Here is a 13,092-nt window from a genome sequence, read left to right as displayed (position 1 = left end):
AATAAAGATTCTAGAGGCATGAGTCATCCACAATTTCAAGGGCTTTCTTGCTAAATTCTAAATAAGTAACTGTAACTTTCGACCCTATCTTGTAGTGTTTATATTCCTGTTCCTTTACTTCAATTCTTGTTTTTTGATTTTTTAATGGACCTGCAAAAGTTAGATATTCAGCATGCTCCGTTTTATCGCGATTAATAATCACCGTTTTTAATTTCTTTTTCCCTTTTAATTTATCCTTATTCCAATTGTATCTGCTGTATTTATCTGCCAGAAATCCAATAGAGTAACAAAAACCAAATAAGAATAATCCGATTCCTGCAAAAACAATGTAATCATAATATTTCAGGGCACAAAGAGTTTCCTTATCTACACATAAAGCAGCAAATATCCCTAAAAAGAGTATCGAAATAGTGAGGGTAATTACAAATATTCTCATACCTTTTTTTTGTTCAATCTCGATTTGCTTTATTTCTTCTTCTGTCAATGGAATATTTTCTTGTAATTGTATTTCTAAATTGTCAATTTGATGATTCTCCATTTATTTCTTTACTTCTTATAATTATATTAGAATAAATCTATATCTTTTTTAATTATGCATTTATACGATACTGCAGCGGCGTGAGTCCTGTCTTTTGTTTAAATAATCTAGTAAAATGCTGCTGATATTTAAAACCTAATTCATAAGCAATATCACTCACAGATTTTTCGTGATCAAATAATATTGCTTTTGCCTCTTCAATTAATTTTGACTGAATGTAATCTAAAGCTGTACTTCCGGTTTCTTTTTTTATAAGGTCTCCAAAATAATTAGCCGATAGAAATAGTTGCTCAGCACAATAGGTTACTGAAGGAAGCCCTAAAGTCTTAGACTTACCAGAAGTAAAATAATCCATGAGCAGATTTTCAAAACGAATCAGAATGTCTTTATTGACATGCGTTCTGGTGATAAACTGCCTGTCATAATATCGCATGCAGTAATTTAATAAAAGCTCAATATTAGAAACAATAAGTGTTTTACTATGCTTGTCAATATTTTGATCAATCTCGGTTAGAATTTTTTCAAGACAATCGTTGATGGCTTTTCTTTCTTTTTTAGATAAATGTAATGCTTCATTTACTTCATAAGAAAAAAAAGAATAGTCCTTGATTTGTTTAGCAAGACTTGTCCCGGCAAGCAGATCAGGATGAAAAACCAGTGCTTTGCCCCACGGCTTAATAATCTCGTTCCTGCCATCAATTCCATAAATCTGACCCGGTGAAATAAAAACCAGTGTTCCATCTTCATAATCATAAGATTGGCATCCGTAACGCATATCGCCACATTTTATATACTTCAAAAAAACAGCATAAACTCCCATATACCTTTTAAAATACTGGTAAGTTGGTATTTCATCAAAATTGACAACGCTAACCAAAGGATGCAAAGTCTCTGCTCCTACTGAATCATTGTATTGCTTAACTGTTTCAATTCTGTCAATTCTTTCCATAACCAAATGTTTGATACAAATTTAGCAAACAGAGTCGTGCAGATCACGATTTGAATTCAAAATCAGTAAAAATGGTAAATACATCTGTATTATGTATAAAATCAGCTCCTTTACAATCCCGAAATTTGTAATAGCTAAAAGTAGAGAATTACTAATAATTCTTTCACTAACTTTAGTAAAGTTCTCATCCTGTTTAATTTATAAATCTACCTAGTTATGACAAAAAAGAAATTTCGACCCTCTCTACATATATTTACTTTCTGCTTAATTTTTAATACAATGACTTCACAAAACAACGATAAAAAAGATCAAACCTTAAATACACATCAGCAAAGCATGGCTGCTATTGCCGCACTTACAGCTACAGGAAATTTAGAACAATTGAAACCTGCCATAAATACTGGTCTTGACGCTGGACTTACCATAAATGAAATAAAAGAAGCTTTGGTACAGCTTTATGCTTATTGCGGATTTCCCCGAAGCTTAAATGCTGTCAACACGCTAATGGCGGTTCTAGAAGAAAGAAAATCTCAAGGCATTAAAGATGCTGTAGGGAAAGATGCTTCTGAAACACCTGTAACTGACAAATACAAATCAGGAAAAGAGAATCTTCAAAAATTAACGAATAAAGAAGAAACTGGCCCGAAAACAGGTGCAGCGGCTTTTGCTTCTGTAATAGATATTTTTTTAAAAGAACATTTGTTTGCAGATATTTTCAATCGTGATGTGTTGACTTTCCGCCAAAGAGAATTTGTCACCATCTCTGCACTAGCCGCAATGACCGGAGTTGAGCCACAACTGCAAGCACATCTATTTATGGGTAAAAATACCGGAATTACAGATCCACAGCTTTTGGAACTTACTGCTATTATCGAAAAAACAACAGGAAAAATACAAGCCAATGTTTTAAGAAATGCTATTGGACAACCTGCCATACCAATTATTGAATCTGATATGATGGTAAGAATTTCTGAAATCGAAATTATTCCGGAATATTTAGACGAATACAAAACCATATTGGATAAAGAATCTTCAGAATCAGTAAAACTGGAAGAAGGAGTGATTGCCATTTATCCTATGTTTCAAAAAGAAAATCCTATACAGATCAGAATAGTAGAAATATACGCTAATCAAAAAGCCTATAAATCTCATTTGCAGACACCGCATTTTCAGCATTATAAAACTACTACTTTAAAAATGGTAAAAACATTAAAATTAGTAGACATGACTGTCTTAGATCCTGAGATGATGAAACTAATTTTTGAAAAAATTGGAAAGTAATTCTAATAAAAAACAGGCCAATGGATGCAAATGATTTTAAAGCCTTTAAGATTGAAAATCTGGATACTTACACGCCCTCTTTTGGCAGAAAAGATCTTTATCGAATATGTTTAGTCGATGGAAAAAGCACGGTACATTTTAGAGACAAAAGTATTACCATTAACGGGACGTATTTGTTTTTTGGCAATATAAACACTCCATATTCCTGGGAGACAGAATCAGAGCAAAATGGCTACAGTTGTCTCTTTACTGAAAATTTCCTGAAGGTTGCCGGATATTTAGATAACACAGAACTGCTTTCCATTTTTAATATAGAAAAAGTTCCTGTATATGAAGTTATTGGAGAAAAAGAAAAAGCTAATATTCAGTTTATTTTTGAAAGAATCCTGGAAGAAAGCAACGAGCACTATATAAAAAGAAAAGATATGGTTCGTAATTTCATTAGCATATTGATTCATGAAGCATTAAAACTGAATAGTGACGAAAACAACCTTGGAAACTTCAATAGTAAAAAAGCTTCAGAAAGAATCTCTTCCAAATTCTTAAATCTGCTTAATGAGCAGTTTCCCATAGAGGATAAAAATCGTATTCTTTCCTTTAAAACTGCTAATGAATTTGCACGCCAATTGAGTGTTCATCCCAATTACCTGAATCGCCTGGTAAAAAAGGAAACCGGAAAAACAATTTTAAAAATCATAAATGAAAGAATTGTAACAGAGGCCAAAATTTTATTGTTGCATACAGATTGGAGCATAACAGAAATAGCCTGCACTTTGGGTTTTGAATATACCTCTTATTTTGATAATGTTTTTAAAAGAACAACTGGTTTGAGTCCAAAATCATTTCGCAAAACAAACTGATATTTAATACTGAATTAAAACAATTTAAATCGAATCAAATGTCTTACTCAACTTTAAAAATTATAACTACAGAAGAGCATTTTACTCTTAAGGAAATTTCACAAAAAGTATTGGCGTTTAATGCCTCAAAAAGTACTTCTAGCGCATCATCTAACCAGGTACAAAAAGAACTGATGTCCATTGCCCTGCCTAATACCGATGTAATAGAAGATATAGCAGCACTCCGAATTAAGTTTATGGATGACAGCGGTATAGACATGCAGATACTTTCATATGGGCCAGGTAGTCCGCAGAATATTACAGACAAAATTTTAGCATTAGATTTGTGTAAGCAGGCCAATAATGAATTAGCACGGCTGATCAAAATATATCCAAATAGATTTTCCGGATTAGCAGTCTTACCCATGGCAGATCCTATAGCAGCAAGCGAAGAACTGGAAAGGTCAGTAAACTTATTAGGCCTAAAAGGTGCTATGCTCTCAGGAACTTATAAGGGACGTTTTTTTGATCATCCTGAATTTCTACCTGTTTTTTATAAAGCACAGGATCTTAATATACCTCTTTACATGCATCCTGCCCCAATATCAGAAAATATTGCAAGTTCCTATTATCAAAGTGATCAGTGGCCAGCTATTGCAGGGGCAATGTTTGCTGGTGCAGGTTACGGATGGCATTTAGATTCCGGCATTGGAATTATAAGACTAATTATTTCAGGAATTTTCGACAAGCTCCCTGCACTTAAGCTTATATCTGGCCATTGGGGCGAGATGGTTCCTTTTTACTTAAATCGCTTAGATGATCAGCTTGGTAAAACTTTAAAATTAGATCGAAAAATTTCTGAATATTATAAAAGTAGTATCTACATCACCCCAAGTGGGCTTTTTTCTGAAGCACAATTACAATTTGCCATTTCACAAGTCGGATCAGACCGGATCTTGTATTCTGGTGATTATCCATTTTTGATTGATAAAAATACAAAAAGCTTTCTGGAAAATGTCTCTATATCAAATGAGGATAAAGAAAAAATTGGATACAAAAACGCAGAGAGCCTTTTTCATCTCTAACACTACTACATTAACTATTTTAGTTTGAAATACTTTCATTTCAGAGCTAAAATGGTTTGAAATTCATAAATATCGGTATAAATCTTCTTAACAAATTACCTCTAATGCATTATAATTTTGCTGTATAACTTAATAAGAAAAATATGAATACAATACTAGTAAACACTGTTTTAGGCAAAGTCGAAAACATTGAAGAGATTTTACCTCAGGAATTCGCTGTTGTGGCAGCCTTGAAAGAAGAAGGGGTTTTAGCACATCTTTTTATTAAAGATGCTATGGGTGGTGCTGTTCTTGTTTTTAATGAGACAGATCAGGATAAAGTACAGAAACTGCTTGCCCGATTCCCTCTTTACAAATATTTTGAAAAAATAGAATACACGCTATTAAACCAACAATTTTAATCATGAAAAAAGTATTATTTGTAGTTACAAGTTGTAATGAAAAGGGAGAAACAAAACTTCCAACCGGATTTAATTTAGCAGAAGTTACCCATCCGTTAGAAGTTTTGGAAAATGATGGCATTCAGGTAGATATTGCTTCTATAAAAGGAGGAGCAGCTCCGCTTGACGGATTAGAAGATTTCAGCGATCCTGTTATTGCTAGATACTGGGAAGATAACAATTTTAGGAATAAAATTGAAAACACCCTGAAATTAGAGGAGGTAAATATAAAACAATACGATGCGATATTTTTTGCAGGCGGGCACGGAACAATGTGGGATTTTCCAGATACACCAGCTGTTATAAAAGCGATTCGCGAAATTTATGAAAATGGCAAGATTGTGTCAGCAGTATGCCATGGCCCAGCAGCACTTGTAAATGCTACACTAAGCGATGGTTCATATTTAATTAACGGGAAAAAAGTAGCGGCATTTACAAACGATGAAGAGGAAGAAGTACAATCTACGCATGTAGTTCCTTTTTTATTAGCCGATGCCTTAAAAATTAAAGGAGCCTTTCATCAGGAAGCGCCAAACTGGAGTGATAATACCGTTGTTGATGGTCGTTTAATTACAGGTCAAAATCCGCAGTCTGCTGCTAGTGTTGGTAAAGCATTGTCTAAATTATTGTTAAACAAATAAACGGTTTACAATGAATAATATCGAAAACAAAGTAATTGTAATTACAGGTGCTAGCAGCGGATTAGGCGAAGCTTCTGCAAAAGCATTATCTGCAAAAGGAGCCATTCTTGTATTAGCAGCAAGACGTTTAGAGCGTATTGATGCACTTGTAGAGGAGTTTTCTAAAAATGAAAAAAAAGCTCTTGCTGTACAAACCGATGTCACCGATTTTACACAGATGCAAACTTTGATGCAAGCGGCCGTAAATAAATTCGGAAGAATAGATGTACTGCTTAATAATGCCGGAATCATGCCCTCAACACCAATAATGGATTGTGATGTAACAACATGGAATCAGGTTATTAACGTGAACATAAATGGGGTTTTGAATGGTATTGCGGCGGTACTGCCTTATTTTAAGGAGCAGAAATCCGGGCATATTATTAATGTGTCTTCGGTTGCGGCACACAAAATTGGCAAAGGATCAGGAATTTATTCTGCGACTAAAACAGCTGTAAGAGCCATTTCTGAAGGTTTAAGAATGGAAGCTAAAGATTTCAATATCAGAACGACTATTATTTCTCCGGGAGTTATCGATACCGAATTGCCAAGTGCAAGTGGTATTCCGGATGAATCAACCAAACAATTCTATCAGGCTGTGGCCATTCCGGCAGATTCTTTTGCGCGCGTAGTTGAATTTGCGATCAGTCAGCCCAAAGAAGTTGATATTAATGAAATTCTGTTTAGACCTACACGTCAGGAATATTAAACCCCAAAAAATGAAAAAAATAACCATTATATATTTTTCTGGTTCGGGTAGCACGGCAAAATTTGCTGAATCAATTGGCAAAGGGGTTTCGTCAGTGCAAGAAGCTTCCCTAAATATTATTTCAATAGATGAAAATGATATCACAAAGGGGCGCTATAAAAATGATGCGGTCATAAGTCAATTAGATGCAAGTGATACTATCATATTTGGAACCCCCACTTATATGGCTGGATGTGCCGCACAATTTAAAGCATTTGCCGATGCAACTATTGGAAGCTGGTCACAGCAAAAATGGAAAAATAAAATTGCAGCAGGATTTACGGTATCAGGAACACCAAGCGGAGACAAAGTAATCACTTTACAGTATTTACAAGCCTTCGCAATGCAGCATGGAATGATTTGGTTGGGAACAGGAGAAATGCCTTCACAGTCAAATGGGGTAAATCGCCTGGGAACGTGGATAGGCGCTATGGCTTTTGCCGAACAAAATACGACATCACCTATTACAAAGGACGATTTATTCTCTGGAGAAGTATTTGGCAAAAGAATTACCGATTTTACAATTAATCAGTTACGCTAATAATCCTTTAAAACTAACCAATGAAAAAAATAACCTTATAATATGCATACATCCGGCCGGCGGAGTTAAAGAACAAACAATTGGGCATTATGCATCAAAATTAGCCGAGAATGGATTTATTGCTTTAACTTTCGATGCTTCGTATCAAGGCGAAAGCGAGGGACTTCCCCGTTATTTAGAAGACCCTACAGCAAGAGTTGAAATTTGCATTTAAAAAAATTAGAGATTAAAAATGGAGGAGTTTGAGTTAGATCAAAAAATCTTCCATAAACTTTATAGAAATTTGTCCCGTTCCTGTCACAAAATTTAATATCGCATAGGCGAGATACTTCCATTAAAATGGTTAAGTATCTCGCCTTTTGCTATTTACGGCTAACACAAAAAAACCTTACGTATGTTAAGTATTCAAAAAAACGTCCACAACTTCCCAATGAATTTTAATGGGAAGTTGACAGCGAAAATTGTAATGAAAATACTTTCTTCTCCAATTCAACTTAACCGGAAGAGTCTAAAGGCTTTAAACTTTTGAAAAAATCACAATATATTAGGTCTTTTTTTATAATTATTTAAAACTTATTTTCAACTTCTGCCGCCTTCAGCATTAAATAATGCAAATCTGTATTTTTTACGAAAGGTTTTAAAAGTTCGCTTCCCGGACCAAACATTGCCAATTCAACATAATCCGCAGAATGATCCATGCTGATCCATCCGACAGAATTTATTTTCCCTTGCATTTCTGCAAAAGCTTTGTAAGGCAGTTTTTTGTAATTATACAAACCGTCTTCTTTATGCAACCCATCATAATACCCCAAGACTGTTTTTGCGTCTTCATCTGAAACGGAGTGTCCATTTGATTTTTCGATAATTTCCTTTACTTGGGAAACTGAAGTATCTGTCTTTATTTGATTCAAAATCCACTCATTGGTTTGGGTATAATGCTGAATGCTATCAAAATTATCATTAGCGTATTTCCCATAAATTATTCCGGGATTTGCATTTCCGTGATCTGTCGTGATAATAACTAAAGTTTCTTTGTCTTTCTCTGCAAAATCTATTGCTACTTTTACTGCTTCATCAAACTCAATCTGGTCGTTTATCAAACCCGAAATGTCGTTAGCATGCGCTGCCCAATCTACTTTTCCGCTTTCAATTTGTAAAACAAAACCACTTTTATGATTTTTCATTCTGTCAATTGCTTTTTGGGCCATTTCACCAAGGCTCGGAATAGCTTTCTTTAAATTTTCATCACTATTTCTATCCACATAGTACGGAAGTCCATCATCAGCAAACACTCCCAAAATAGGTTGCGAACTTGAAGCAGCCTCCATTTCAGATCGCGTTTTTACAACCTGATATCCTTTCGAACTAAAAGCTGCGAACATGTCTTTTTTATCTTTCCTTAATTCTGAACTAAAATAGTTTGCGCCGCCTCCCATCATAACATCAAAGCCAAGATCTAAATATTGTTCAGCGATATCATCCTGAGCATTTCTACTTTTGCTGTTGACACAAAAACCAGCCGGAGTGGCATGCGTTATGGGAACGGTCGTGACACAACCGGCCATTTTCCCTGCCTTTTTAAATTTCTGCCAAATCGGCAAATGCGGTTCTCCTTGCGGGCTAATATTTAGAACCCCATTATCTACTCTAAAACCTCCTCCCCAAGAAGAGCTGGCTGCCGATGAATCTGTTACTATGGAACTCGCAGATGCGGTATCCATTAAAGCTCTTGACACCTTATTGTCTTTATATAATTGTATCCAGTTAGAGCCTTTACCCGTTTTTCTGTTCAAAAACAAATCGGCCATGTTTAATGTTCCCGTGCTCATCCCGTCACTAACCAATAAAATAATATTTTTTGCCTTCTTATTTTTATTAGCTGATTCTAAATCTAAAATATTGGCCGAACCCTGCAAAGGATTCATCACTACTGCGCCGATTGTAAATAAAGAGCCATTTTTAAAGAACTTTCTTCTGTTCATTATTTGTGTTATTTATAAGTGTTTCAAAAATAATCAATAAATTAAGATCACTGTCAGGGTAGTACCCTAAACATAACTGTTTCTTAATCTAACAATCATCATTATAAAACTATTGTAACAAATTAAGATAAAAGACTTTAGATACCTGTTTCTTCTCTTAGACCTGTCTCTAAATTTTATAGCACATTTGGATTAAAATTTCCAAGGTTATCAAAAGCTTTCTACAACTTTTGATTATATATAATTTACTCGTTTAAAAAAGCAGTTTCTCCTTGTTATTGATGCAATTTTTTACTTTTCAAATATTCCAGTAATTCTTTTGGTCTATCAGTTTGAATTACATTGGCTCCTTTTTTTATTATCCATCCCCAGGATTCATCAGGTTTGTTCTCATCCACCGCAGTATCATCATCGTGACCACCATTTAAAGATGCCCAAAGACTGTTAATCCAAACACCATAACCTTTCTTTTTCAATACTGGTAAATCATTAATTGTTTTGATTGTATCAGTATCAAAAACAGGCTGAAAAACTGTTTTTTGATGTCTCATATAGCTCTTTACAATCTCGTCGGCATGACTGTCTGTATACCGAATAATCGGCATTAATACTGCTGCTGGATCTACTTTTCCATATTTAGATTCTACACTCTCAAAATTGGTATTATCGTCTATATTGATAATTGTCTGATCGAACATATTATGTTTTTTGATGAGAGCTACGACCTCATCAAAATATTCATAACCTTTATCTACGTCAATCAATATTTTGCCTTTTGCGGTAATAAGCATTTCTTCAAATGTAGGGATTTGATGTGAAGTAGGTCTGCCCAAACCATTTTTAAGCTTAAATTTTTGAATTTCCTCCAACGTGTAATCTTCCGGTTTTCCTTTGCCGTTTGTGGTACGGTCTATGGTTCTGTCGTGCATTACAATTAGCTGACCGTCTTTGGTTCTTTTCAAATCCAATTCCATAATATCAGCACCCATATCGATGCAATATTTTAATGCCAATAAAGAATTTTCAGGAGCGTTTCTCCAATCACCTCGGTGAGCCGTAACTAATATTTCGTTACTTTTTGGATTAAACAATTGCTCTAGTTTCTGTTGGGGCGAAACTGAATTTCCTTTTACTTTTTTTTGAGCCTCTGCCTGATAACAGAAAAGAGTTGTTGTTAAAAGAACAACGGCTAAATACTTATTAGACATATTATTTTCTGTTTTAAAATTAATTAGAATTATAGGGTCCGAATGATTTTTTTATTTGAATCTTACCGTTTACTGTCTCGGCAATGAGAACATAAAACGAATTGCCTCCTGGTAAAACCCGAACAATTACGTGTCCAAACATACTTTTATATCCTTTGGTAAACCAATAGCCTAATGTGTGCTTGGTTACTTCCTGAATATTGGTCGCAAAGATGTTTTTTTCCCCTTTGTAAATATGGTCTGATAAAAGCCTGTGCATTACTTCCTGACCGGGATGGTCGCTGCACCAGGTTTGCTCTACCACAACCTGCGGCTGCAAATACGAAAGAAAATTTTCGTTGGTACCATCACGATTACCATGATGATCCAAGGTTGTTACTTCTACTTTGCCTACGGCTTTTGCCATGGGAGTTTCTGTGTCAAACCACTTGGGTAAACCATAGCCTTGCAATCCGGTGTTATCTCCACCGGTGAAGTAATCAAATTTCCCGTAACTAAGTTTTATGGCAAGACTCAAAGGATTTTCGTTGAATTTCCCTTTTTTAACGATGCTGTCAGCCAAAATGTATTGTTGTGTTTGATTACCAACACCTGTCCAGATTGTACCGCTGCTCTTCACTCCGGTTATGCGAAAATCCGGATATTTTTTTTTGTTTTTGATAAGTACCAATTGATCCGAATTTCCCACGCTAAGACCTTCTGCTTTCAAACCCTTTTTTTTATTTTCTGCAATAAATTTTTGATAATTAAGGAAAATGCTGTTTTGTTCGGTATAATATTTATTTAAATCAAGCGGAAAATTGTAGTCAGGAGCACTACGGTCAATCAATTTTTTGATAGGAACTAAATCACCAACCTGAGTAATTCCTGTAAGTTTGTATCCGCCTTGCAGAGCTGTTTTGCTATCCGAGCGAATGACTCCCATATGATCTGTGTGAAAATGGGTAATAAGAGCATAATCAATTTGTTTAACCTGCGGATAAACCTGTTTCATATAATCAACAATCCACTCGCCTGAATTTTTACTCGTATCAGGATAGGCAGGTGTTACCGTCAAGGGCCAGCTTCTGGAATCAGGTCCTGCATAATAGGTATCGTCCATATCTCCGGCATCAACCATCATGGTTGTTCCATCCGGCAATATAAAAAAAGTACAGACACCTCTACCAGTGTTGATATGGTGTATGTCCATGTAACCTTCTTTCCAAAGAATACTGGTCGTGTCATTATTTTCTTGTGCTATTGCAAAAGTGTAAATAAAAAAAGTGAACAATGTTATTGATAGCTTTTTCATCTGTTTATGAATTCGTTTTTTAGAAAAATAAAAATCGCCATGTTTCAGTATCAAATTGTGATGCTTAATTATGGCGATTGTTTACTTATTACTATTGATAATCTTTATTTTGTGTTATGGTAGGATCAGCATCTCTTTGATTTTGCGGAATAGGCATTAAAAGGAACTGAGTAGTTACTCTGGTAGGTTTATTTTGAGAAATGAACCAAGAATTCATAGTGCTTATTGCCTTTCCGGTTCTTAGTAAATCCAACCAACGATACCCTTCTCCTATCAATTCTAAACGTCTTTCCAGTTCAATGGCATCACGCAAATCATCTTGTGTAAGGGCAGTTGTTGGAGCAAGTCCGGCTCTGGTTCTTACTTTATCCAGTGCTGGTTTTGCCGTTGTGAGTGTATTACCCAATTCGTTTTCAATTTCAGCCTGCATCAATAACACGTCAGCATAGCGAAGTACCACTGTATTACTTCCGCCATCAGCAGGAGGTGTTGGTGCTACAGGTTTTTTTAGTTTATTATTATACGGCGTACCGGCAGAGGAAAGTTTAACATAGTTATCTTTTCTTTTATCCCCTACAATGTATTTGCTGTATAGTTCTTTTGTAGGCAAGCTATGTCCTTTGGCACCACTCATTACACCCGAAGGCGAAAACTGTTGAACCATAGTGCTGCCCTCTGTATTACTGTTGATACCTGAACCAAACTGCACTGAAAAAATAAATTCACTTACGTTTTCATTTGTCAAATCAAAAAGTGTCGTTGGATCATTGAATAGTGCGTGTGCACCAGAATTTACAACTGCATCAATTTGGATTTTTGCGTTAGTGTAATCCTTTTGTGTAAGGTACACTTTCCCTAACAAAGCCTGAGCTGCTGTTTTTATTACACGTCCTGATTGTGTTGTTGATGTAGGTAAAGTCGCAATTGCTTCTGTAAGGTCCTGGATAATTTGCTTATAAACATCGGCTGCCGGTTGGCGGCCTTTACCAAAATACACATTTGGATCTTTGGTTTCGTCCGTTGTCAAAGGAACATCACCATAAAACTGTACCAGATTAAAGTAAATTAACGCTCTTATGAACTTCATCTCTCCAATTCTGGAGTTTTTTACAGCATCTGCTTTGTAGGCTACTCCGGCTATTCTGTTCAATACTACATTACAGCGTTGTATGGTAACGTAGCTGGCTTTCCAGTTATCGGCAATCATTCCATTTGTCGGAACGGTTTTAAATTCTTCTAAATCTCCGTAAATTGCACCGTCATTTGCCGGCACTTCTTCATAAGTATTGTCAGAAGGAACTTCGCCCATAGCGGGCAAATACAAGCCATACAATCCATTTGCCTGCAATGAGGCATAGGTTGCCACTACATATTCTTCTACTTCGGTCTCGGTAGTCAAAAACTTACCTGACTCTTTATCAGTTAAGGGATGTTGATCCAGGTCGCTGCTGCAGGAAACAAGAGAGACAGCACCAATTATTGCAAAAAATATTTTTTTCATTGTATT

General features: G+C 35.5%; 14 protein-coding genes. 8 read left to right on the top strand and 6 right to left on the bottom strand.

The annotated features are described in order from the left end of the window. Positions 1 to 10 precede the first annotated feature (10 nt). Both CHB81_RS07780 and CHB81_RS07775 read right to left on the bottom strand, forming a co-directional pair. Complete coding sequence (locus tag CHB81_RS07780) at positions 11 to 538, bottom strand: hypothetical protein (RefSeq protein ID WP_089351330.1); 528 nt, start codon at positions 536 to 538, stop codon at positions 11 to 13. A gap of 52 nt (positions 539 to 590) precedes the next feature. Continuing rightward, positions 591 to 1,487 (bottom strand): AraC family transcriptional regulator, encoded by an 897-nt coding sequence (locus CHB81_RS07775; RefSeq protein WP_089351329.1) that lies wholly within the window; start codon positions 1,485 to 1,487, stop codon positions 591 to 593. A gap of 279 nt (positions 1,488 to 1,766) precedes the next feature. On the opposite strand from CHB81_RS07775, the gene CHB81_RS27120 reads away from it, so the two are divergent. The 8 genes from CHB81_RS27120 (at position 1,767) to CHB81_RS27055 (ending at position 7,315) form a co-directional block, all read left to right on the top strand. After that, on the top strand, positions 1,767 to 2,768 hold the full coding sequence (locus CHB81_RS27120; protein ID WP_254921006.1) for a carboxymuconolactone decarboxylase family protein: 1,002 nt from the start codon (positions 1,767 to 1,769) through the stop codon (positions 2,766 to 2,768). 20 nt (positions 2,769 to 2,788) lie between these two features. Then, positions 2,789 to 3,628: an AraC family transcriptional regulator gene (locus CHB81_RS07765; RefSeq protein ID WP_089351327.1), complete on the top strand. Its 840-nt coding sequence runs from the start codon at positions 2,789 to 2,791 to the stop codon at positions 3,626 to 3,628. Between the two features lie 38 nt (positions 3,629 to 3,666). Continuing rightward, entirely contained in the window at positions 3,667 to 4,692 is a 1,026-nt protein-coding gene (locus CHB81_RS07760) for an amidohydrolase family protein (protein WP_089351326.1), read from the top strand. A gap of 143 nt (positions 4,693 to 4,835) precedes the next feature. Next, positions 4,836 to 5,093 (top strand): hypothetical protein, encoded by a 258-nt coding sequence (locus CHB81_RS07755; protein ID WP_089351325.1) that lies wholly within the window; start codon positions 4,836 to 4,838, stop codon positions 5,091 to 5,093. A 2-nt stretch (positions 5,094 to 5,095) separates the two neighbouring features. Next, positions 5,096 to 5,773 (top strand): type 1 glutamine amidotransferase domain-containing protein, encoded by a 678-nt coding sequence (locus CHB81_RS07750; protein ID WP_089351324.1) that lies wholly within the window; start codon positions 5,096 to 5,098, stop codon positions 5,771 to 5,773. Positions 5,774 to 5,783: 10 nt separating this feature from the next. After that, positions 5,784 to 6,521, top strand: coding sequence for an SDR family oxidoreductase (locus tag CHB81_RS07745; protein WP_089351323.1), 738 nt, complete (start codon positions 5,784 to 5,786; stop codon positions 6,519 to 6,521). Positions 6,522 to 6,531: 10 nt separating this feature from the next. Further along, entirely contained in the window at positions 6,532 to 7,101 is a 570-nt protein-coding gene (locus CHB81_RS07740) for a flavodoxin family protein (protein WP_176427501.1), read from the top strand. Continuing rightward, positions 7,058 to 7,315 carry an alpha/beta hydrolase gene (locus CHB81_RS27055; protein WP_217899721.1) on the top strand — a complete coding sequence of 86 codons (258 nt, stop codon included), beginning with the start codon at positions 7,058 to 7,060 and terminating at the stop codon, positions 7,313 to 7,315. The genes CHB81_RS07740 and CHB81_RS27055 overlap by 44 nt, the downstream gene beginning before the upstream one ends. 352 nt (positions 7,316 to 7,667) lie before the next feature. Here CHB81_RS27055 and CHB81_RS07730 read toward each other — a convergent pair whose 3' ends face one another. The 4 genes from CHB81_RS07730 to CHB81_RS07715 form a co-directional block, all read right to left on the bottom strand. After that, positions 7,668 to 9,083: an alkaline phosphatase gene (locus tag CHB81_RS07730; protein ID WP_089351321.1), complete on the bottom strand. Its 1,416-nt coding sequence runs from the start codon at positions 9,081 to 9,083 to the stop codon at positions 7,668 to 7,670. 275 nt (positions 9,084 to 9,358) lie between these two features. After that, positions 9,359 to 10,291 carry a glycerophosphodiester phosphodiesterase family protein gene (locus CHB81_RS07725; protein WP_089351320.1) on the bottom strand — a complete coding sequence of 311 codons (933 nt, stop codon included), beginning with the start codon at positions 10,289 to 10,291 and terminating at the stop codon, positions 9,359 to 9,361. A 19-nt stretch (positions 10,292 to 10,310) separates the two neighbouring features. Beyond that, positions 10,311 to 11,585 (bottom strand): ComEC/Rec2 family competence protein, encoded by a 1,275-nt coding sequence (locus tag CHB81_RS07720; protein ID WP_089351319.1) that lies wholly within the window; start codon positions 11,583 to 11,585, stop codon positions 10,311 to 10,313. Positions 11,586 to 11,676: 91 nt separating this feature from the next. After that, positions 11,677 to 13,086 carry a RagB/SusD family nutrient uptake outer membrane protein gene (locus tag CHB81_RS07715; protein WP_089351318.1) on the bottom strand — a complete coding sequence of 470 codons (1,410 nt, stop codon included), beginning with the start codon at positions 13,084 to 13,086 and terminating at the stop codon, positions 11,677 to 11,679. Positions 13,087 to 13,092: the final 6 nt, after the last annotated feature.

Source organism: Flavobacterium sp. ov086, assembly GCF_900187965.1.
Lineage (GTDB): Bacteria > Bacteroidota > Bacteroidia > Flavobacteriales > Flavobacteriaceae > Flavobacterium.
The sequence above is the reverse complement of the archived record's forward strand: the minus strand, read 5'-3'. Positions and strand labels throughout refer to the sequence as shown.